Genomic DNA, 22,334 nt, shown 5'->3' with positions numbered 1-22,334 from the left:
TTTTTTCATCCCCCTATAATAACATATGGCGGGGTTGGAATGCTGTGGCTCCAGACCCATAATGGACAAAAAAACGCCGCTCCCTTCAATGAAGAAAGGAACGGCGTATCTTGCAAATAGAGTTTAAAAATCAAAATTATCCGGATCGGGGCCTACCCGATGATTCGCATTTAACGCCTGAATTCGGTCCATATCCTCTTGCGTCAATTCAAAATCAAAAATGTCGGCATTTTCGACAATCCGATGCGCCTTGGTAGACTTGGGAATCGTGACAACTCCCTGTTGCACATCCCAGCGTAAAATCACTTGCGCCACCGATTTGCCATACTTGGTCGCTATGTCTTGCAGTACCGCATGATCGAGCAGTTGGCCTTGCATTAACGGGGACCAGGCTTCCATTTGAATATTGTTCTTTTGACAGAATTGCAGCAGCTCGACTTGTGTTAATTGTGGATGAAACTCCACCTGATTCACCATTGGTGCGATCTCTGCATCCTTCATAACGTCTTCCAAATGATGAATCTGGAAGTTGCTGACTCCGATAGCCTTGATCCGCCCTTCTTTATATAAGGACTCCAAAGCTCTCCAGGCTTCTTTATACTTCCCTTGAACCGGCCAATGAATCAGATACAGATCCAGATAGTCCAGACCCAGCTTGTCCAGACTTACTTCATAGGCTGCCCGTGTCTCTTCATACCCCAGATCGGCATTCCACACTTTGGACGTTACGAAAAGGTCTTCTCTGGACAGGTTATTTTCCTGAAGAGCCTCGCGGATGGCTTGTCCTACACTGTTTTCGTTAGCATAAGCTGCGGCAGTATCTATACTGCGATAACCATGCTTCACAGCCGTTTTGATGGCATCGACCAGCTCTGAGCCTTCCTCCACTTTAAATACCCCGATTCCGAACCAAGGCATGTGAACTCCATTGTGCAATGTTGTTGTGCTTTGTAAGTTTTGAGTCATTGTTTATCTTCCTCTCTGCATTTATTAAGATTGTGAACCTATTGCGGTGATTGTATCCCTTTTTTCTAGCGTGCGACTCCAGCCTGTGAGTAGAACCGCAGCGAAAACCATAATCGCCCCGATCCAGGTCGTATGAATGAGACCCAGAGCATCCGTCACCATTCCACCTACATAAGCTCCAATCGCAATCCCCGCGTTGAAAGCAGCGATATTGACGGCAGAAGCGACATCTACGGCTTTGGGGGCAAAACGTTCAGCCAACATCACCACATATACCTGTAGGCCGGGCACGTTCATGAACGCAAGCAATCCCATGAAGAAAATCGTAATCAGTCCGGCGGTTTTAAAAGGAGCGGTGAACAGCAGGACGAGCAGGACGACAGCTTGAATCAGGAACATGTAAAATAAAGCTGAAAGCGGCTTGCGGTTCGCAGCTTTTCCACCAATGACATTCCCTATGGCAATCGCGATTCCATACAGCAAAAGAATGAACGTTACCGTACTTTGCTTAAATCCGGTTATGTCGTGAAGTAATGGAGATAAATAAGTAAACACGACAAACGTGCCTCCATACCCCAATGCTGTAATGATAAAGGCGAGTAGCAAGCGACCATTGGTAACCAGTTTGACCTGCTCGCGGAAGGGGGTTCTGTTCCCTTTGCGCAGATTGGATGGCAGCAAAATCAGATTCGCGATGAGTGCCACCACACCGACGATCACAATCGCCATGAATGCCGCTCGCCAGCCCCATTGCTGCCCGATAAAGGTTCCCAAGGGTACACCCGTGACCGTGGCTACGGTCAGCCCGGAGAACATAATGGAAATGGCACTGGCTCGGCGGTCATTGGGTACAAGATCGGCTGCGATGGTGGAGCCGATGGACATAAACACCCCATGGGAGAACGCCGAGACCACACGTGCAATCAGCAGCATGACAATTCCACTGGAGAACGCAGCGAGGCTGTTGCCTGCAATAAATACAATCATGATCCACAGCAGCAGCGTTTTACGGGGAACACTGGATGTTAACGAGGTCAAAACGGGAGCCCCGATGGTTACCCCTAATGCGTACAACGTGACGGTTAAGGCGGACATGGTTACGGATATGTGCAGGTCCTCAGCGATCAAGGGAAGTAGTCCCACACTGATGAACTCAGTTGTTCCAATGGCAAAGGCGCTTACGGCTAAAGCCAGTAATGGCCAAATACTTCGTTTTGAGTCTGACGACATGTCTTTCACTCCTATCTATAGAAATCTTCGACCAGCAGATGTTATTATGAGTTATTCAAGCAATTATGAACAGTACGTACTTTTTAGTGATATAGGTACCAAAAAGTACCCTAAACAAAAAGTGAACCATACGGAGGGATCGACATTGGGTCAGAAAAAATACAACATCTCGGTTGAGGCGACTTTAGAGGTTATCGGTGGGAAGTGGAAGTGTGTGATCCTGTGTCATTTGAAACATGGAAAAATGCGGACAAGCGAATTGAAACGCATCATGCCTTCGATTACACAAAAAATGCTGACGCAGCAGCTTCGGGAATTAGAGGAAGACGGCATCGTCAATCGAATTAGCTACAATCAGGTGCCTCCCAAAGTGGAGTACGAGCTTAGTGAATATGGTTGCAGTCTGACGGGCATTTTGGATTCTCTGTGCGCCTGGGGAGAAAAGCATATTATTAAAGAGTACGGGGATAAATCCGCTGTACTGGAGGATAACATTCTAAATAAGCTGTAAAAAAAGAGTGCACCCTTTCCTTCTTTCTAAGTCCTTGTACCCTTGATAGAACTTTGTACAATAATTTACAATGTAAAAAGTTTCACATACTCTACTTTGGAAGAAGGATCATGCACAATGAAAAAAAACTGGAGAGGTTGCTTGTCCAGCATGTTTGCTATTTTCTTGGTTGTGTCGGCAACCGGATGTAATTCTCAGCCCGCCACCTCTAAAACCACCAACACTTCGTCTTCAACGATCAGCAACGCCCATGCAGTTGTTCAGAAAAGTCCACACTGGTCCTATGAAGGAGATCAGGGACCGGGACATTGGGGAGAGCTGGAAAAAGATTTTGTTGCCTGTGGTAACGGCCACGAACAATCTCCTGTCAATATAGAGCATACCCATCTGGAAGCATCGCAAACGCAGCAACCGCTGCAAGTTCATTACACCAATACGAAAGCATCCATTTTGAATAATGGGCATACTGTGCAAATCAATGTTGTCGATGCCAGCAATAACATCATGCTGGACGGTACTAAATTCACTTTAAAGCAGTTTCATTTTCATCACCCGAGCGAACATCAAATCGATGGTAAAAACGCTGAAATGGAGCTTCATTTTGTCCATCAAAGCGACAACGGAAGCACAGCTGTCTTAGGGGTCCTTATTCAAAGTGGCCAAGAAAACAAGGCTTTCAACCGCATTTGGTCCAAACTGCCGAAAGATATTTCCCAAGAAGCAGCTCTGGATGCAGAAATAAATCTCGCTGCGCTGCTGCCAAAAGACCTGCACTCCGTTCGCTACAACGGATCGCTGACTACCCCGCCATGCACAGAACATGTAAATTGGACAGTGCTGGAGCAGCCTATTGAAATGTCCGCAGACCAAATCAACCGGTTTGCTGCCATTTTCCCCGATAACCATCGTCCTGTACAACAACTGGGAACCCGGGAACTGACTGCCGATAAATAATAAAATAAAGTGCCGTAAGATGTAAGGTGCCTTCTATTATATAAATACAACCCAAAAGACCCCTCTGTTCAAACTAGTTAGAGGGGTCTTCTGGATATGAAATTTACTGCTCATTACAAACGCACCAGTTCCTCCACCTTCACTGGCTGGCCCGTACGGATGGAGCGATTGGCGGCGATGCCTGTTAAAATGGACCATGCACCGTCGATATGTGAGGCCGCACGATGAAACCGATCCTCTGCCGGCTTATCGAAAATATCACGCAGCATAACTGGATCTCCTCCGCCATGACCACCTACGCCTTCTTCTACCTCAACCTCATAAGGTGCTGCAAAGTGGGGATAGATGGTGATGGTCTTCTCTTTTAACGCACCCTCATCTGCCTTGCTGCCACCGGAATTAACATAGGATTGCTCGGATACCCGAACCTCCATCCGTCCTTTCGTGCCGTTAAATACGATGATAAATCCCTCCCAAGGCATGTAAGCATTCAGCGAATAGTTCATCACCGTCTTGTTCTGATACTTCACCATGACACTCAGCGTATCTTCAATGCTGATATTGTCGCCAAATACGCTTTGATCCCGCACATAGCCATCCTCATGCTCAGCATCCAGATACATGCTTTTTAGATGTTCGTTACGGTCCAGGTGTAGCGCAAAAGGGTCATTTTCCGCTGCCTTGCTGCCGTAAGCCCGTTGATAAAACTCCGTCACGCCACGCTGCTCCGCATTTTCCCGGCCATAAAATTTCAGATCCCCCATCGCATACACCATCTCCGGTTTCGAGCCGAGCCAGAAGTTCATTAGATCAAAATGATGCGTCGATTTATGCACCAGCAGACCGCCGCTATTGCGCTTGTCCCGGTGCCACCGACGGAAATAATCCGCGCCATGCTGTGTATTCAGCAGCCATTCAAAATTGACTGACAGCACCTCTCCGAGCGTTCCGTCCATAATAATCTCGCGGATTTTCGTATTATGCGGCGCATAACGATAGTTAAAGGTGACGCGCAGCTTTCGTCCCGTGCGTTCTATGACATCCAGAATGTCTTGGCATTTGTCCTCATCCACCGTCATCGGCTTCTCGGAAATGACATCACAGCCCAACTCCATCGCCCGGATAATATACCGATGATGCACCCGGTCAATGGTCGTGACAATGACGATATCCGGCTTCGTCTCCGCGATCATCCGATCAAACTCGTGAGCTTTATAGGTCGCAATCGGCTCATGCTCGTATTTCTCCTGCAACAGCTGATTGGCATAATCCATTCTCGTCTGATTGACGTCACAGAACGCGATCAGCTCCGAGGTATCTTTGAAAACGGTAACAACTTCACCGTAAAAAAATTCGGCTCTTCCTCCGGTACCCACAAGTGCATATTTGATTTTAGCCAATTGGTTCACACCCTTTACATGAATTGCTTTTATTTTATAGTATAAGAAAGAGCGAAATCTTCGCTTTTATTATGATTTTTCCCAAAAAGTATACATATATTATCCTTATGTATTTTTTCATTAAAGGAGACTATCGCTATGATCGCTACACCCCGTTTTGCCATCGAGCAAACGCTACGGACGGTGCCATTCAGCATGTCCGCCGACCATGTCCACCAAGCGCACGAAATCTATTATTTGCTGGCAGGAGAGCGCTACTACTACATTAATCAGCGGGTATACGCGCTTCAGAAGGGCGATCTGATTTGGATCAGCAAACATGATTTTCACCGTACGAGTAACAAGGGTAGCGGTAGCCATAAACGGATTTTGATTAACTTTGATGAAGAATTTGCAGCCTCGTCAATGGCTGTCTCTCCCTCCAACGATCAGAACCAGCTTCTTCTGCCAGAAAAAAGCTTTCTGCTTCGCCCCTCCGCGGAAGAACAATGCGAGCTGGAGCATCTATTCCAGCAAATGCTGGATGAATACCACCAAGAACATGCCTACCGCCAACTATATCTCCAAAGCTTGCTACTCCAGCTCCTTATCCGCATCCGGCGCATACAATCGGCCACTGCCGATACCATTGCACCGGAACGTAGCGAAAAGCAGCAGCGCGTGTACTCGGTCATTGCATACCTGCATGCTCATTATGCCGAGAGCCTGTCGCTAGATCAGCTGGCTGAGCATTTTTATATTAGCAGCACGTATTTGTGCCGTATTTTCAAGCAGACAACAGGTTTTACCTTAGTAGAATATCTTCAAGATGTGCGGGTCCAGCAGGCTCGTGCGTATTTGAGAGAAACAAACTGGAAAGTGACTTCCATTGCTGAAAAAACGGGTTTTGACAGCATCGCTCACTTTGGTCGTGTATTCAAACATCTTACCGGGCACACCCCGCTACAGTACCGAAAAAAATACAAAAAGGAGTAGAGAAATGCCCCTACCCCTTAATTCCCTATCCCTGCATAAGATTCCATGACATATAACCAGTAAAACCCGAGAACCTCATATTTAGGGGATGACTTTGCTATTCCTTTTGAAACACGTTGCCAAATTTCTGGATGACGGTTGGGTTGTAAAGCAACACGGTAACGAACTAAGATATTACGCAATTCATCTAAACCCCGTTCGGATACAATTTCGGGATTAAATCCCCATCTTGAATCATTATCGAGATATGCTTGTGCAATCGACTCCCATAGTGAATATGAGTTCCTTTGATAGTTTAGGGACATTCCAAGAGTCAATGTATTTGGTAATTCCTCTTTTGGGACAATTCCAATTAAGAGCATCTTCAGGCATTACATCGCCACCAAGTTGTCCCTGAGAATGCATTTGAATAAGACTATTTACATTTCTTAAAAAGGTATCTCTTGACATGTACTTCCTCCATTTTGAGTTAGTAGGATTTCCTAATTACATCATCTTTCATGAATATTCTGGAAATTAAATACCATCGCACCTTTTTTCCTACATAAAACGACTACTAAGAGTAGGGGCGATGCAATATGAAAATTGAAAGAACCTACATAGGTAAAGATTCTTTCCTAACACTTTTTATGCCGTTGATTGATGCTGAGATTGACAGAATTATGGAACATCAGGAAGGCTTAATATATAATGATGGCAACGCCAATACATCTCATAGTGAAGAGGTGGCGTAACTATGAGATGTGCAGTATATATTCGTGTTTCGACAGATAAAGAAGAACAAAAATCGTCATTAGAGAATCAGAGAAGTTTTTTCTACCAGTACCTAGAGGATAGGGGTTGGGGTGTATTTGACTTCTATGTAGATGTTGAGAGCGGGACAACTGGTAAGAGAGAACATCTGCAACGCTTGATAGAGGATGCAAAGGCTCGGAAATTTGATGTAATTCTTGCAAAAGAACTTTCACGCCTTGCTCGTAACGGCGGGCTATCCTATCAGATCAGGGATATGGCTACGGATAATGGTATTGGCATAGTAACGCTGGACAATGCCATCAATACCATTAAACGCAAAAATGATATGTTCGGGCTTTATGCTTGGATTTACGAACAGGAGTCACAGCGCACGTCAACAAGAATAAAAGCCGCGCTCAGCAGTAAGGCAAAAAAAGGCGAGTTCAAAGGCGACACAAGCAAGGAGGCAAGCTGAGAAGCAATTGCAAACATTGCAAAAGCGTATTGATAAGCTGAAGGAACAAAAGACAGGCAAGTAGTAGCACAGGAGAAAGTATCATTCGATTGAAGAAGGAACTCAAGCGGTTCATGAAGTTGGATGAACCGACTTCTGAGATGGTACATCGTTTAGTCGATAAGATTGAAGTTCAAGCGGATGGCTCGGTAAACATTCATTACAACCGCCACCGCTCTTCTTACGGCTTAAATTACAGTGACCGACACTCAAGTCATGTGGAGTGCGTAGCTCGGATGGACTTTATCGGAAAAGGCTGAAAACCAAAACTTGTGATGGTTTTCAGCCTTTTCACACTGTCTTTTGATTAGACACACTCCCGGACATTACGTCAAAAGCTATGTGCAGGCCTTCAAGCTGGAATATGTGCATAGCTCGACCGCTATTGAAGAGCATGCCAGTTTGTTAAAGCCAGCATTGCCCAGGTCGTTGCTCAAGCTCTTTTTCCAGCTTATCCGGGACTGGAGAGACGCTTTGAGCGCGACTTTTTTCAATGCGAGAAGTCCATGCGGCTCTTGTTTTATAAATTCAGTCCATTTAAAGCGGCTGGGAGGTATAAATATGCTAAAAACGATATTAGTTGTAGACGACGATGAAGAAATCGTAAAACTCATCACAAAGAGTTTAAGGTACGAGCAATTTGCAATATTTTCGGCATATTCTGGGAAAGAAGCCTTATCTGCATTGGAAGAAAATCACATTGATTTCGTCGTTCTTGATATAGTGATGCCTGATATGGATGGACTTGATGTCTGCAGAAGTATCCGAAATTCTTATAATGTTCCAATTCTGTTTTTAAGTGCGCGTGATAAGGACATTGATAAAATCGTCGGGCTCGAAATAGGAGCAGACGATTACATGACCAAACCTTTCAGTATTCAGGAGCTTGTCTCCAGGATAAAGGCTCACTTCAGAAAAGTGGACAGGCTTTTTAAAGAGTGGGATGAACTTAGTCCCAGTAACGAAAAGGCGGATTCTCGGCTCATTTTGAACGATAAGACGTTTGAAGCATTCCTGAATAGCAGGAAGCTCGACTTATCAACGAAGGAATTTCAGATTCTGTCTATCCTCATGCGCCACCCCAATAATGTATTGACTCGTGAGCAGATATATGAAAACGTCTGGGGAGACGAATACGGAGAAATAAATACCGTAACGGTTCATATAAAAAATATCCGTAAGAAACTTGGTCCTGAATATGACTTTATTAAAACAATATGGGGCATAGGATATAAATACACGGAAAGAGAGCAATAGTATGAAACTGAAAATAAAGCTTCCTCTTTTGTTCCTGCTGATGTTTATAATATTCATGTTTTCGATTGGAATGTACCTGAAGCTTGTCTTTGCAGTATATTCCCCTATACGCAGTTCATTGCTGGACTCGCGATATATAGCATTGCTCCTGCCCATATTTGCAATTGCCTGTTTCATATTTATTATTCTGATTATCTATATTCATTTTTGCATAGAGAAACCCATTCAGCTTCTGAATACCAGGCTTGAAGAAGTAAATATTGTACATCCACTGCCTCCGCTAGCTCTGAGAAGTAATGACGAGATCGGAGAACTTTATAAACACTTCAATAAGATGGAGCATCGGCTTCAACTCGCGCACAAAGAGCAGATCGATATGATCGCGGCAATTGCCCACGACTTGAAAACACCCTTGACATCTATTAATGGTTTTACTGAACTGCTGGCTACGCACAAGGATTTACCAGAAACTGAAAAGCAGGAATATTATGATTTGATTCAAAAGAAGTCAGGATATATGGTCGAACTCATCAATGATTTCTCCAGCTTCACCAAAGAAAAACTGGAGTTGGAATCTATGGTAGCTAAACCTGTAAAAGCATCAAAATTATTTGAAAACATTGCCCTTGAATATGAGTATGAGTTGGCGGGACTTGACAACGAGCTTACTTGCCGCCATTCATTCACGGAAAATATATTGCTGATGGTCAATGAACCGATGATGCGTCGGGTTTTCGGCAACCTCTTTAGCAATGCTGTAAGATATGGAGGGAAAAATAAGCTGAAAGTGTATATGACCGGATACCCGCTAGGACAGTATGCCTTTTTTCAAATCGAGGATAATGGAATTGGAGTGCCGGATAAGGATATATCTTCTCTGTTCCTCAAATTTTTCACTGTGGATAAATCGCGGCAAATCCAAAAGGGCGGGCTGGGGCTGGGTCTTGCAAGCTGTAAATCCATTATTGAACATCATAGGGGCGAAATTGGCGCCTACCCTTCCGAATATGGCGGTTTGGGGATAAGATTCAGCCTTCCCTTGGCCGCACAACACTGATTTTATTTTTGCGCATTTTCTTTTACTACAGGAGTTAAAGGCTGCTGCCAGCTGTGAACACCCAGGCAGCAGCCATTTTTATTTTTTCAGTGTTTTATAATTTTTTATATTCTCTTTACAAACATTTATTTTTCTTTTAAAGAAGCTTTATCTTTGTGCTGTAAAAATTACTTGTAGTAAAAAAACTACAATAACTAGAACTGGAAAAGGAGGATGTTACAATGTCAATTGAGTTCAGCCGTTGGCCCAATCACTACATGATGTCATACCAAGTCACCAAAGCTTTAGGTATGGCAAGCCTCGGTGCTACGGACGTCACCGAGATCTACGAGGCCTGCAAAAAAATCGACCCCGACGACAAGGACACGTGGCACAGGGAATGGCTCATAACGGCTCAGGCATTGGAAAGACACGGCAAGGAGGCCGAAACGGCTGGAAACTGGTATACAGCACGAAACTGCTACATTCGTGCCTGCAATTACTACAGAATTGCGGAATATGCGGTGATGGATGATGACACCGAGAAAATCCGTGTATTTAAGAAAGTAAATGAACTCTTCGAAGCTGCCGGAAAGTACTTCGATGTCCAACCGGAGAAGATCCAAGTCGATTACGAAGATGTCAAGCTGGATGGTTACTTCTTCTCCCCTTCCTGGATAAAAGGTCCGAAGCCGACCCTTTTTGCTCTCAACGGTGGCGATGAGTGGTCAATTGAAAACTATTTCTGGCTAGGTCCCGCTTTTATTTCGTGTGGATATAACTTTCTGGTCTATGACCAGCCTGGCACCGGCCTCTCGCTGTACGAAAAGGGAAAAGGAAGACGAGCGGACAGTGAGGCTTTCCATTCCCGAGCAATCGACTTTCTTCTAACGCGGCCGGAAGTCGATCCTGATAAGATTATCGTGCACGGTGAGAGTTTTGCGGCTTACGACTCTTTGCGATTCGCTTCGTTCGATCACAGGATTGCTGCCGTCATCTCCGACGGCGGTACGCACGCCTTTGATTGGGATGCAATGCTTAAATGGATGCCACCGAGTCTGGCCGCACATGGCATGAGAATTCTGGGGGCAAAAAGCTTGGAGGACTTTGCGGGTAATCCGCGTTTTGCCTATGATCTTGAGGGCGTGCTCCACCAGATAGAATGTCCGCTTCTTGTAATGCACGGAGCGGAAGAGATATTGGTTCAGCCAAATCCGCTGACACAAGCCTTGAAAAATTATGAGCAAGCGGGTTCGAAAAACAAGACGTTCTTCCCGATAGAGGATAGACGACTTGGCGGATTAGAACACTGTCAGGTAGACAACATCAACGTGCTGCATGAGGTAGCGCTGAATTGGCTCTGCTCAATTGGGCTTGGGCCAGCCGCACCTCGCCCTGAGTGATTGCCAAGACGTTATAACGTAAAAGTCTATTTCACTCGCATTCTCCTTTCGTAGTTTTGAATATGAGTCAATCGTTTCTTCTGTTGTGTCTAGATTATCAAATAGTACAGAAGAAATTTCAATGGACTGGCGTAGATAGTATGTTGATGACGTAAACAGCATGAAATACGAGTACATTTCCGTCCGGACAACTAAAAGAGGGTGTCGCAAATCAGCTGTAAATTAGCTGTTTCGCGGCACCCTCCATTAATATGGTCATGCCTTTCTGGTGATTCATAATATTCACGGCAATACATCACCTGAGTATACCTCAAGCAGATTATTAATATAATTTCTGCTCACGGGAAGATTGGTAATCTCATGACCATTAAAAATATCGACGGAATATGGATAAGTTATTTTTACTCTGTAGATTTTAGATTTTGCAATCACATATGACCTATTTATCTGGATAAAATTGTAACAACCTAATAACTAAATCACTTTGACGAACACAATTTGTCATGGACTCTGCTATGATAGTAAACACTCGCTCCGGTTTTTTTGCTTCACTATTCTATCCAAAAATAGCGAAAGTCGCTTCTCGTCAATAGGTTTTTTCAAGAAACCCATTGCTTCCACTAAATATCCGTCAATAGCACGAGCAGAATCAACGGTAACAAAAATGATAGGTACCCGATTCCCCATTTTCCGGATATACTTTGGTGTAGTCATCCCATCAATATCTTCTTCACTACTTAGCGAAATATCGAGCAAAACTACGTCTATATCTATGTGAGCATTAAGATATTGAATTAATTTCTGGGACGAATAAAAATGAGCACATTGCAGCTCTATATTTTTATTTAAAGCCCACCGAGATATAGACGCTTTTAACGCATCGCGCCAAAAACATCCGTCTTCACAAATTACGACTTTCACGGCATACCACTTCCTTCATTTGTACAGTTAAGCTACAAGTGTTGAAAATTTACGGTCGGTGGCTACAGCCTGCGGTACTTTGCCGAATTGCTTGATATGTGATTCTATGACGGGGACGGGCAATTCATCTTCAGACGGGTTTCCTTCATAATACGGCGTAGCGGGAGACGACCTATTTGGAAGCTTTTTTTCCTCGACAACAACAACTTCTACATGGACGACTCGAATTCCTTGCTTGTTTTTAAGGCGAAATTCTGACCTTTAAGGGGTAACTAATCAGAACCTGGAAGACAATTTTTAGCAATAGCATAACAGACCAAGAAGCTGGGGGCCAATGAAAAGGCAGCCCCACAGCGCTTGATGCTTTTTCTGCATCTGGTCACCTTCCTCCCCGGTCACGGGTCATCCCGTGCTTACTTGACCGCCTTGGAAATGATCTGATTCAGCTTCTCAATCGTTGCCGCAGCATCCTGCTTGCCGAGGAACATCAGGTCAATCGTCTCCGTGATATCCGAGTTTAATCCCGGTACCTGAGCATCATAGGCCAGTGTAGATCCATGAGCATGCCCTATGTCACGTCCCTCGGTCAAATAGCTTGAATGCTCAATTGTCGCCTTTTTCATAATGCTCTCATCTGCGGCGGCAAGCGTACCCATGGCGTTCCCACCTTCAACCAGCCGCGCCTCCTGCCCCTTCACAGAGACGTAGAATGCTGCCAGCTTCATGGCCTCTTGCACATGCGGACTATTTTTGTTCACAGCTACGTAGGCAACCGGTATGGCGACAGGTTCATTTTTGCCCGTGTTGGAAGGCCAGTAGATATAATCGAAGTCGAGACTTTTATTTTGACTAAACAAGGGCTCCAGCCATCTTCCCGCCGCCAGCATACCGACTTGATTGGACATGAACATCGCGTCAGCCCCTTGCCCTTTGGGAAGCGAGCCGAGATATACCGCATTTCCCTTTTTCACCATATCGTACATAAAACCGAAGGCTTCCTTGCCCTTTTCATTGTGGTTCAGCACATACTTGCCTTGTTCATCAAAGATCCGTCCGCCATTCGACCACACCCATGAATACCAGTGAGCCCACCAGTTTTCTGCAATATAGCCCTGCTTTCCGGCAGCCTTCAGCTTCGATGTAACCTCCTCAAAGGCATCCCAATTCCATTTGCCTTCGTCATAGTATTCCTGCGGTGTCTTCACACCGGCATCCTTAAAGACCTTCTTGTTGTAGTACATCACCATGGGATTCGAGTCAGGAGTGACCCCGTAAATTTCCCCATCACGTTGGGCTGGGCCCCACAATCCCTCCGGAAAATCTTCGGCCTTCACATCACTGGCATCACTTTTTAAAAATTCACCCAACGGCTGTACCTGCTTCGCCCCGATCAAACGCGCAATCGTGGGCTCATACGAATAAAACACATCCGGTCCGCGACTTCCCTGAAGCTGTGTCAACAGCTTTTGCTCATATTGGTCTCCCGGTACAGGCACCAGCTTAACCTCAATATTTGGGTTTTCCTTTTCAAATGCATCCAGCGCCCGCTGATACACCTTCACCTCCGCAGGATTCCCCCAGACTTGCATGGTCAGCCGAACTTTTTTCCCTTCCGTGTTATCTATTTTGGGAGAGGTACTGCATGCCGCTGCAAGTAAAAACAGAACGCTGAGAAAAAAACCAATTTTTATCCAGCTCATGTAATTGTCCATCTTAACCGCCTCCTGTAGCTTTGCATGGTTGTATGTCATTCTTTTATTAAAGCGCTTACAAAAACTTTCCCTATCATCATATGTAGGAGGAGGGAACACGATATCACCATTTTCAATTTTATATAATTTTTTTCTTCTCAACGAGATATATGTATGTAAAACGTGGTGCAAAACGAACAAGGCAGCCTTTGGATCAAGGCTGCCTTAAAGGTGTTATTGAAATGTAGAGACTACTCAGCTACAAAACGGACAACGCTCCCTCAGGTTGCTCCGCTCTGACAAGCAAAGCAGCTTGGGCGGCGGCAATGCGGGCAAACGGCACCCGGTACGGTGAGCAACTGACATAGTCCAGTCCGCTGCGGTGACAAAAGAGAATAGACTCTCTATCCCCGCCATGCTCACCACAGATACCTGTCTCCAGAAAAGGCTTTTTTGCCTTACCCTTGATAACAGCCCATTCGATCAATTTGCCTACGCCATCCTGATCCAACACCTGAAAAGGGTTCGTTTCCAGAATATTCTTTTCCATATAGGAGCCGAGGAATTTACCTTCGGCATCATCCCGACTGTAACCAAAGGTCATTTGTGTCAGATCATTGGTTCCAAAGGAGAAAAAGTCGGCGTACTGTGCCACGCTGTCTGCAAGCAGGGCGGCTCTTGGAACCTCAATCATGGTGCCCACCCGATACTTGAACCACTTGAATTCCTCGCTAAGCACCTGAACGGCTACCTCATCAATCAGTTCCCTCATTTGCTTGAGTTCATTAGAGTGACCAACCAGCGGAATCATAATCCCCGGTCTCACATCCACGCCCCTGCGCAGTGCCGCTTCCGCAGCCTTAAAAATCGCTTCAATCTGCATGTCGTAGATCTCTGGAAACAGAATGCCCAGCCGAACACCGCGCAGACCCAGCATAGGGTTAATTTCTCGAAGGTCGTGCACCTTGGAGATGGTACTTTTAAGACGTTGAAGCTCCTCTACATGGCCCCCCAAAAGCTCAAGCTCCCGCTGCTGCTCCTGAAGCTGTTCCAGATTCGGCAGGAACTCATGTAACGGCGGGTCCAGCAGGCGAATCGTCATCGGCAAACCGTCCATCGCACTGAACATAGCCTCAAAGTCAAACTGTTGCATTTGGAGCAGACGCTTCAAATGAAGAACCCGCTCCTCCTGATCATCAGCCAAAATCATCGCCTGAACGATAGGCAGGCGATTGCCCGAGAAAAACATATGCTCTGTACGACAAAGCCCGATGCCTTCGGCTCCAAATTCCCGGGCTTTGACTGCGTCGAGTGGCGTATCCGCATTGGTGTAGACCTTCAACGTCCGAATTCCGTCCGCAATCTCCAGCAGCTTCAGTAACTCTGGTGTAATGACCGGCTCGCTCAGCGACAGACTGCCTTGGTACACCTGTCCGGAGGTCGAATCGAGCGAAATATCCTCCCCTTCCTGAAAGGTCAGGGTACCGATGCTGACGCTTCGACTGTCCAGATCAATGCTCAGCGCGTCGCAGCCGCAAATGCAGGGTTTACCCATGCCTCTCGCAACCACAGCAGCATGGCTGGTCATCCCACCTCGACTTGTCAGCACGCCTTCGGCGGCAATGATCCCGTGAACATCGTCAGGTGAGGTCTCCACACTGACCAGGATGACCTTCTGCCCATCCTTCGTCCAGTTCTCCGCCGTATCGGCGTCGAATACAATGCGCCCACTCGCTGCGCCGGGCGAAGCTGGCAGACCTTGGGCAATCGCCACCAGCGGTGTGGAAGTATCAATGGAGCGATGCAGCAGTTGATCCATGTGGGACGGCTCGATCCGTTGGATCGCCTCCTCTTGGCTGATAATCCCTTCCTCCACCAAATCTACAGCTATTTTTACAGCCGCTTGCGCCGTTCTTTTGCCGCTGCGCGTCTGCAGCAGATACAAATTTCCTTTTTCAATCGTAAATTCGATATCCTGCATATCCCGGTAATGACGCTCCAGCAAGGAAGCCAGCTCTTCCAGACGATCATAGACTAGCGGCTGCTCTTCCAAAAGCTGAGGAATAGGGTTAGGCGTTCTTATTCCAGCCACGACGTCCTCTCCCTGAGCATTTACCATATACTCACCGTACAGCTCCTTTACACCTGTGGAGGGATTGCGGGTGAAGAGCACCCCGGTTCCACTGTCGTTGCCGAGATTGCCAAACACCATGGCCTGAATGTTCACTGCTGTTCCTTGTTCATCTGGAATACCGTAAGCTTTGCGGTAAACCTTGGCACGCATATTGTTCCAGCTACGGAATACAGCCTCTACCGCCAGTTGCAATTGCTGATACACATCCTGTGGAAACGGCTGTCCGCTCTGCTCTGCGACAAGATCTTTATAATTTGCGATCAGTTCCTTCCATTCTTTCGCGCTAACCTCCTGGTCACTGGCACGCCCGTTGGTTTGCTTGCTCTGTTCCTGAAGCTGGTCAAAATGAATGGAGTCTATACCCAGCACTACATCGCCAAACATTTGAATAAATCTGCGGTAACAGTCATAGGCGAAGGTTTCATTTCCCGCCTGCACGGCCAATCCGCGCACGGTTTCATCATTAAGACCCAGGTTCAGGATCGTATCCATCATACCGGGCATCGAGGTCACTGATCCTGAACGAACAGATACCAGCAGGGGGCGCTCCGTATCTCCGAATATAGCCGACTGGGCTTCCTCAATGTCGTGCAGGGCGATTACGATTTCCCCCAATAAGCCCTCCGGAAGCTTGCCCCCGGAAGTAAAGTAGGCCCGGCACGCCTCAGTGGTCACTGTAAAGCCGGGAGGGATCGGGAGACCCAGTGTCGTCATTTCCGCGAGGTTTGCGCCTTTTCCACCTAACAGCGCTTTCATCCCCAACCTGCCTTCATTAAATGAATACACTCTTTTCAGCATTGAATTCATTCCCTCCGCTTGTTGAGATGCATGCCTGAATTAGTCAGTATGTCTATCTAAAGTTGTAACACAAAGCAGAAGGTTATTTCAACATATATGACGTAATATATATTTATAACATTTATTTATGACGTTTTAATTAATGAATAAACTTATTTATAAAACCCTTTAATTCGTGGTTAGCCGTATATCGGGATAGAATGACACGACTCAAAAAGCAAAAAGGACGTCTGTTTAGACGTCCCTTTGCTCAGCTCAGATTTTATTTTCCTACATCTCTGTTAGCATCTTTTCAAAAATATTATAGCCGTTCGTTTCGCCTATATACGTATAGCCGCATTGTCTGTAAAACTCGCTAAGCTTGTCATTCCCCGCAATACAGTCTAATCGGATTCGATCCTTACCTGTGAAACGGATGCCTTGTTCAATCCATTGCATCAGTTCACGGCCTAGCCCCTTCCCGGTGCTATCGCGATCGACAACCAAGCGATGCAGATATACTGAGGTTCCAGGCTCGGAATCCGCTTCATTTAATCCCCACAACTTACGATCCCATGCACTGGGCTGCTGCTGCAGAATCATAGAGCCTGCCAAGGAATGCCCCTCTGACTTTCGGAAAATGATCACTTCGCCGCGCGAAATAGCGCCGCCCAGGTTGTGATCATCTTTTCCTTTGAGTAGGTTGCCCCATTGCGTGGAGCCTTTGCTGTGCAGCCATCTGGCCGTCTTTAAAATTAATTCCTGAACCTCAGCCTGATCTTCAGTACTTGCCTGAAATGCCATTAATCCTGGTTTGACGGATGATTCGACAATAGTCATTGATGCCATGCTGCACCTCAACTCTCTGATTTTCCTTATGTATAAAATATAGCATAAAGACTCGTTTTGCTCATACCTAGTTCACGTATAGCTTCGGCTGCGGTAATCTCTCTGGATTTCCACTTATCGTACGTTCACATAAATCCCGGCCCCGATTATCTGTCTCTTAGGCCTTCCAAACTTCACCCATTCTTTTTTAGCAACAGCGATCCCTTACGCTTGCCGGACACGGTTTTTTTTCCGTTCCTCTGTTCGGCTCCCCATGCCAGCATACTAAGGAATGGATCCTCCAACAGCTTCCCCATATCGCCTAGATCCTTCACGGAATTTCAGTGGCTTCTTCAAGTCAATTTCAAATAGTTCCAAAATAATTCAACATTATATTATATTTGCTAAAAAAAGAAAGTTGATTCTATAAATTGGTTGTTATATTGATTTTGATAACTCCTACCTTGTATGTACGTATATGAATATAAGGGAGGAAATATTTCCGATGGGTGCTATTGAAGATTATCGACGTGAGCTTTATAGAATTGCTTGGCGAATGCAGTATCGTACAAAACGCAATTGGAAACGTGAAATTTCTTTAGAATCCAAGCCTAATCTCTTTCAATGCTCTTTTTCCGAAGAGTCTGATAACAAAATAACAATGCAATCATATATTAATAGACTAAGGTCTGAGGTAGGCAAAAAGGTCATCTATGAAATTTACATAAACGATAAAACGGAAGTCCAAGTTGCCAAGGAACTCCATATTACACAACAGGCGGCGAACAAATGGAAAAAGAAGGAACTTCACGATTTATGTCAGATGATGAGTTTATGAAATTAGTAGTACTTGCCCAAACCAAATCCGATGTAGAGGCCATGAATGCAATTTTTCAATATTTCGATCCAGATATTAAGAGATTAAGTAAATTCATCCGTATGTCAGAAGAGGATGCCGTCCAGAGTATGAAAATCGAACTTCTTGAGTTTATCATGAAAAAATAAAGAGTCCTTGGCGATAAACTGCTTCCGGTTCCCTACCGAAGCAGCTTATTTAGTTTTGCTGTGGTCGAGGTTGGGATATATTCCTCAACTCTTCTTGCATGGAGGGGAATTTTCTTGATCCAAAAAAAATTCATGTTCAGGTTGTGTAGTTACAGCCCCCAACTCCTATATAAGTGTAGGGGATAATCGAGCAAAGTACATGAATTAGAGAAAATTTATGTCTTCGTAATTTTCACGATTTGGTTGTAATTTACAGCCTTAAATCACCTACATAAGTGAAAGAGAATTGAAGACTGATATCAAGAAAATGTGGAGCCATTTAGATGTCAGCGACTCCATCAGTTCTCTCACAAAAAATCAGGAGGTTGATATAGTATGGCGAGATCACGGGAGTATACAGCAACAGTAACGGTAAGTCCGTTTCAATTGCAGAAAATGAGTGAAGCGCAACGTGTCGCGTTAGAGAGCGGGAATTTTAGCGGTGGTTCTGCCAACAAAGCTGCAATCATAGCAGGGTTAACAGGAATTGGAGCCACGGTTCTGGGCCTAGTCTTCGTTGCAAGTACACCAGTAGGGGTGGCAGTAGGAATTACTTCCCTCGTAACTGCTCTATTTTCCGCAGGCACGGGTTCAACAGTCGCAAACGTCATTGATAACGGTGTTAGAGGCATGGATAAAATCAACAATCAAATTTCCATTTACGGTGGCAAATACGATCTGTATCAGATTAAATTCCCGTTCCTTGAGTACACTCTACAAGACGGTACTGTTCTCCGCTTTATTTCGGGTAATGGCATCGTGCAAAAAGCACACTCTGGCAATGGATGGGAAGTCTTCTAAGAGAGATTCAATAAAATAACTAAGAAAAAGGTCGGTTGAGTTTTACAACCGACCTTTTTCTCATACGAATTAACTACCTCTTTTGAAAGAGTTTATCGATCGAAGTTTTAAACGAATCGTAGTCGAATTCATTTGTTATCGTATATTCCTGTCTATGATTTTTGTTTCCCTGACCAAAGATAGATACTGATTTATTATTCCTAATTGTAATTTCATACTCTAGTGTTGAATCCTGATCGCTCTTCGGGCGAATGATAATACTATAGTAATAAGGGACTTTATTCTCGTTATTTATTCCACTCGTTTTTTTTAGCTCAATGCTAGATAATTCATCCAATATTGCTTTAACTCCATTCTTATCCATCACTTGCACGTCATTATCGACTGGTTCATTAGTAATTTCAGAGTGCGTCCGGATAATCTGGAGATAGACATTATCGATATCGACATGATCCAGCACAGCTTTTTGAATAGATGTATTTAAATTCAGCAAATAATAAGTGCCATAAATGCCCCATGCTAGTACGAAAACAATAGCAACAGCAATACTAATAGTGCGTTTCTTCATCAATTCACTTCCTCAATTTATTTATTTTTTATTTAGTGAATTTATCCTTTTCTCTAGTAAATCATACTATAAAAAGGATAAGTGACACAAATTGCAGTTTTCATCTTGTCTGATCCTGTTATCTGGATTCAATCTACTGACGTTCTAATTCGCTTTTAATTGCACGTATATTCCAAGCTTCTCAAGTTGATTTACTCGAAAATTTTGGAGGTGTTACAGAGATCGATTAAGAACTTCTTCAAGTTGCTCAAAATTTTCGAGTTGTTCCGCTACAATCCATAATTCATCAAAGTTTTTAACACCTCGTTTTAATACATAATGATGCCACAGTTTTAATTGTTGTTGAGTCATATTAAATTTTAATCGAAGCTTGTTTGCGAACTCCCTATAGTTCATTCTTGAATTTCGCTTAATAGAAGTAACACTAAAAGATGTTGCTGCTCGTGTGTTTGGTTGTTTAACTTGATTTAAACTAAACTCAGATACATTTTTTATATCTCTATCTTCTCTTTTTTGTTTTCGCTCATAATATTCCTGTAGGAGAGGAAATCGTAGTATCGGATTTTATGTAATAAATCTGAAATATATGCAACGTTTCTCTTTTTTTATTCGTCTATAACAACAAATACATTACGGAGGTACAAACAATGAACTTCATCTCAAAAATTGCATGTATATCTGTTTTGAGCCTTACTTTAGGTGCGGGAGCAGCGCGGGCTTCTTCGGTACATATTATCGTAAATAATTCAAGTATATCCTCTGATGATGCTTATCAATCTCACGGGACTACGATGGTCCCGTTAAATGCTGTTCAAAATTTACCTGGGGTATCCATTACATGGAATAACACTACTAAAACAGTAGTATTAGACCGTAGCGGTGAAAAAACAATTTTGAAAATTGGACAAAAAAATACAACGATTGGTTCAAAAAAAATAACATTGCCTGTTGCCACAACTTTGAGAAACGGACGGGTTATGGTCCCTCTGCGATTTATAGCCGATTCATCCGGTGCGTATGTCTCCTGGAATCCAAAATCCCAGACGGCCTATGTAGCAAAGGCAAGCAATGAAATAAAAAAAAAATATACATCTGATAAGCTTAATGTATCCAGAGGAGCAGCAATCAAACTTCCTAAAGTTAGTAACTTGAAAGAATTTACACCCAAAGGGTACGAAAATCTGAACACAGACTATTATTTTCCTGAAGGCAAATCAGATTCGTTTTTCATTCAGGAAATGGATGTAATTTCTTGCTATAAAATTAACAACGATCATGTTGAATTAATATGGACGGCACGCTTTGACTCAACCAAAAAAGAAAGCAGTGGTCTATCGTTTTTGCCTTATAAATTGTTAGAACAAGATGGTCAGAAACCTACGATTCAAAATCGAGTAGCCCATTTTAACTTCATGGCCGCCATTGGAGAAATCAGTTACAGTCTCATTGACAATAATGGGAAGGAAATAAACCTAGGACAAAAACCAGTTGATCCAACAAATTTCTTTATCGATATCCCAGATGAACAAAAATAAATCAAAACTAGCTATGCCTTTCTAGATTACCGCACATAGATGTTATGAATAGCGTAGTGCTCACAATCCCTCATACCTTCTAAATCCGGTCCTCAGCCTTTAACCTTCGCTCCGTAGGTGGGTAAGCGCGAGAGTGCCTAAATCGTGGCACCTAAATCGGCTTAGACACTCTCGTATCGGCCCAATTATATACCCTGTCGTTACCCAGTAAACGTGGCAGAACCTGGTGAAAAAATTCAAACATACTGGCTCAGCCTATAGAAAGAATATTCATACAATTATCAGATCCCAATAGCAGCTATGAGATCATGCACTCCCTGCATGGTCAAATTATTCGTCTTTACGCCCTCTCTTATCCATTCGATGATATAATCGCCAGTTAGAAGAACCCTTCACACGTCTAAATAAGATACATTAGTCACGAATGAGTTTTTGTTCCATATTTCGTAGGGATTTTGAATTCTCGAACACTTACCGTTATATAAAATAGCAAAATCTTTTAATTCAACGTCAATCCCAAATTATTTCTCGGGCACTGTTTCCGTATTTGTTTCTAATAAAAACGAAATAAAGTATTATCCAACCGTCTGGACAGCAGGCACAATTCGGTACAATCCCGCAGCATCTCCAGTCGCGGGCCGATCTTCCTGTATCGACCAGCCGAATGACAGCACCTGCTCCATCCGAGCATACTCAACCTTCGTCAGCTCGGAAGTAACGGCTTCGCTTCCTTCCTCCAGCGACAGCTCAGGCTCCCGCCCGAACGCAACGGCAATCCACGAACGAATGCCCCGTATCGTATTGTACTTGATCTGATATCCCTCCGTTACCGCGCTGACAAACACCTCCGGCTCTTTGGACGCCAGCCCGGTGGCAAGCTCCGCATAATCAAAACCGGACTGTCCGTCCGTTGGCAGTTCATTGTACTGCACCCGATGGATTAATTCCTCATCGGACCAGCCTAATCTGCGTAAAGATTCCAGCATGAGCGCGTCCCATTGGGAAATACGTACTCTTTTCGTCGATTCAGTCATTGTTTCTCGCCTCCTTGTTG

The 22,334-nt window shown here is 44.4% G+C and carries 22 protein-coding genes; 12 read left to right on the top strand and 10 right to left on the bottom strand.

The genetic code is table 11. The features are described 5' to 3' along the window. Nucleotides 1–123 precede the first annotated feature (123 nt). Together AC0WRU_RS01555 and AC0WRU_RS01550 are read right to left on the bottom strand one after the other, a co-directional pair. A complete protein-coding gene (locus AC0WRU_RS01555; RefSeq protein WP_476126952.1) occupies nt 124–966 on the bottom strand; it encodes an aldo/keto reductase in 843 nt (280 codons plus the stop codon). 24 nt (nt 967–990) lie between these two features. Beyond that, nucleotides 991–2,196 (bottom strand): MFS transporter, encoded by a 1,206-nt coding sequence (locus tag AC0WRU_RS01550; protein ID WP_025683669.1) that lies wholly within the window; start codon nt 2,194–2,196, stop codon nt 991–993. A 145-nt stretch (nt 2,197–2,341) separates the two neighbouring features. Here AC0WRU_RS01550 and AC0WRU_RS01545 point away from each other — a divergent pair, with 145 nt between their 5' ends. Beyond that, nucleotides 2,342–2,707, top strand: coding sequence for a winged helix-turn-helix transcriptional regulator (locus AC0WRU_RS01545; RefSeq protein WP_025683668.1), 366 nt, complete (start codon nt 2,342–2,344; stop codon nt 2,705–2,707). A gap of 117 nt (nt 2,708–2,824) precedes the next feature. Beyond that, the gene (locus AC0WRU_RS01540; protein WP_476126951.1) at nt 2,825–3,661 is read left to right on the top strand and encodes a carbonic anhydrase; all 837 of its coding nucleotides are present in this window, start codon (nt 2,825–2,827) and stop codon (nt 3,659–3,661) included. Nucleotides 3,662–3,774: 113 nt separating this feature from the next. On the opposite strand, the gene AC0WRU_RS01535 is transcribed toward AC0WRU_RS01540, so the two are convergent. Continuing rightward, nucleotides 3,775–5,061: a Gfo/Idh/MocA family protein gene (locus AC0WRU_RS01535; RefSeq protein ID WP_476126950.1), complete on the bottom strand. Its 1,287-nt coding sequence runs from the start codon at nt 5,059–5,061 to the stop codon at nt 3,775–3,777. Between the two features lie 138 nt (nt 5,062–5,199). Between AC0WRU_RS01535 and AC0WRU_RS01530 the strand changes: the two genes are divergently transcribed. The 6 genes from AC0WRU_RS01530 (at nt 5,200) to AC0WRU_RS01505 (ending at nt 10,981) form a co-directional block, all read left to right on the top strand. After that, nucleotides 5,200–6,036 (top strand): helix-turn-helix transcriptional regulator, encoded by an 837-nt coding sequence (locus AC0WRU_RS01530; protein ID WP_476126949.1) that lies wholly within the window; start codon nt 5,200–5,202, stop codon nt 6,034–6,036. Nucleotides 6,037–6,614: 578 nt separating this feature from the next. After that, entirely contained in the window at nt 6,615–6,770 is a 156-nt protein-coding gene (locus AC0WRU_RS01525) for a hypothetical protein (RefSeq protein WP_431091101.1), read from the top strand. A 2-nt stretch (nt 6,771–6,772) separates the two neighbouring features. Next, complete coding sequence (locus AC0WRU_RS01520) at nt 6,773–7,246, top strand: recombinase family protein (RefSeq protein WP_476126948.1); 474 nt, start codon at nt 6,773–6,775, stop codon at nt 7,244–7,246. Nucleotides 7,247–7,846: 600 nt separating this feature from the next. After that, entirely contained in the window at nt 7,847–8,542 is a 696-nt protein-coding gene (locus AC0WRU_RS01515) for a response regulator transcription factor (protein ID WP_476126947.1), read from the top strand. A gap of 1 nt (nt 8,543) precedes the next feature. Next, nucleotides 8,544–9,599: a HAMP domain-containing sensor histidine kinase gene (locus AC0WRU_RS01510; protein ID WP_476126946.1), complete on the top strand. Its 1,056-nt coding sequence runs from the start codon at nt 8,544–8,546 to the stop codon at nt 9,597–9,599. Between the two features lie 221 nt (nt 9,600–9,820). Next, entirely contained in the window at nt 9,821–10,981 is a 1,161-nt protein-coding gene (locus AC0WRU_RS01505) for an alpha/beta hydrolase family protein (protein WP_165149242.1), read from the top strand. Between the two features lie 282 nt (nt 10,982–11,263). On the opposite strand, the gene AC0WRU_RS01500 is transcribed toward AC0WRU_RS01505, so the two are convergent. From AC0WRU_RS01500 to AC0WRU_RS01480, 5 genes are all read right to left on the bottom strand, one after another. After that, on the bottom strand, nt 11,264–11,434 hold the full coding sequence (locus AC0WRU_RS01500; RefSeq protein WP_476128530.1) for a hypothetical protein: 171 nt from the start codon (nt 11,432–11,434) through the stop codon (nt 11,264–11,266). Nucleotides 11,435–11,494: 60 nt separating this feature from the next. Continuing rightward, nucleotides 11,495–11,902, bottom strand: a complete 408-nt coding sequence (locus AC0WRU_RS01495; RefSeq protein ID WP_476126945.1) for a LytR/AlgR family response regulator transcription factor — start codon at nt 11,900–11,902, stop codon at nt 11,495–11,497. Between the two features lie 413 nt (nt 11,903–12,315). Continuing rightward, on the bottom strand, nt 12,316–13,614 hold the full coding sequence (locus tag AC0WRU_RS01490; protein WP_476126944.1) for an ABC transporter substrate-binding protein: 1,299 nt from the start codon (nt 13,612–13,614) through the stop codon (nt 12,316–12,318). 238 nt (nt 13,615–13,852) lie between these two features. Then, nucleotides 13,853–16,525 (bottom strand): pyruvate, phosphate dikinase, encoded by a 2,673-nt coding sequence (gene ppdK / locus AC0WRU_RS01485; RefSeq protein WP_476126943.1) that lies wholly within the window; start codon nt 16,523–16,525, stop codon nt 13,853–13,855. Nucleotides 16,526–16,795: 270 nt separating this feature from the next. After that, nucleotides 16,796–17,353, bottom strand: a complete 558-nt coding sequence (locus AC0WRU_RS01480) for a GNAT family N-acetyltransferase (RefSeq protein WP_476126942.1) — start codon at nt 17,351–17,353, stop codon at nt 16,796–16,798. 484 nt (nt 17,354–17,837) lie between these two features. On the opposite strand from AC0WRU_RS01480, the gene AC0WRU_RS01475 reads away from it, so the two are divergent. The 3 genes from AC0WRU_RS01475 to AC0WRU_RS01465 all read left to right on the top strand — a co-directional run bounded on the left by AC0WRU_RS01475 (nt 17,838) and on the right by AC0WRU_RS01465 (nt 19,177). Then, nucleotides 17,838–18,170, top strand: coding sequence for a sigma-70 family RNA polymerase sigma factor (locus tag AC0WRU_RS01475; protein ID WP_476126941.1), 333 nt, complete (start codon nt 17,838–17,840; stop codon nt 18,168–18,170). Next, nucleotides 18,122–18,337, top strand: coding sequence for a helix-turn-helix domain-containing protein (locus AC0WRU_RS01470; RefSeq protein ID WP_476126940.1), 216 nt, complete (start codon nt 18,122–18,124; stop codon nt 18,335–18,337). The genes AC0WRU_RS01475 and AC0WRU_RS01470 overlap by 49 nt, the downstream gene beginning before the upstream one ends. A 375-nt stretch (nt 18,338–18,712) precedes the next feature. Beyond that, nucleotides 18,713–19,177, top strand: coding sequence for a hypothetical protein (locus AC0WRU_RS01465; RefSeq protein ID WP_476126939.1), 465 nt, complete (start codon nt 18,713–18,715; stop codon nt 19,175–19,177). 73 nt (nt 19,178–19,250) lie between these two features. Here AC0WRU_RS01465 and AC0WRU_RS01460 read toward each other — a convergent pair whose 3' ends face one another. Continuing rightward, the gene (locus tag AC0WRU_RS01460; RefSeq protein ID WP_476126938.1) at nt 19,251–19,745 is read right to left on the bottom strand and encodes a hypothetical protein; all 495 of its coding nucleotides are present in this window, start codon (nt 19,743–19,745) and stop codon (nt 19,251–19,253) included. A 647-nt stretch (nt 19,746–20,392) separates the two neighbouring features. On the opposite strand from AC0WRU_RS01460, the gene AC0WRU_RS01455 reads away from it, so the two are divergent. Further along, nucleotides 20,393–21,280, top strand: a complete 888-nt coding sequence (locus tag AC0WRU_RS01455; protein ID WP_476126937.1) for a copper amine oxidase N-terminal domain-containing protein — start codon at nt 20,393–20,395, stop codon at nt 21,278–21,280. A 575-nt stretch (nt 21,281–21,855) separates the two neighbouring features. Here the strand turns inward: AC0WRU_RS01455 and AC0WRU_RS01450 are convergent. Continuing rightward, a complete protein-coding gene (locus AC0WRU_RS01450; RefSeq protein ID WP_476126936.1) occupies nt 21,856–22,314 on the bottom strand; it encodes a hypothetical protein in 459 nt (152 codons plus the stop codon). Nucleotides 22,315–22,334: the final 20 nt, after the last annotated feature.

It is taken from the genome of Paenibacillus sp. 1-8, assembly GCF_056316205.1.
This window is presented reverse-complemented; position numbering and strand designations above follow the sequence as displayed.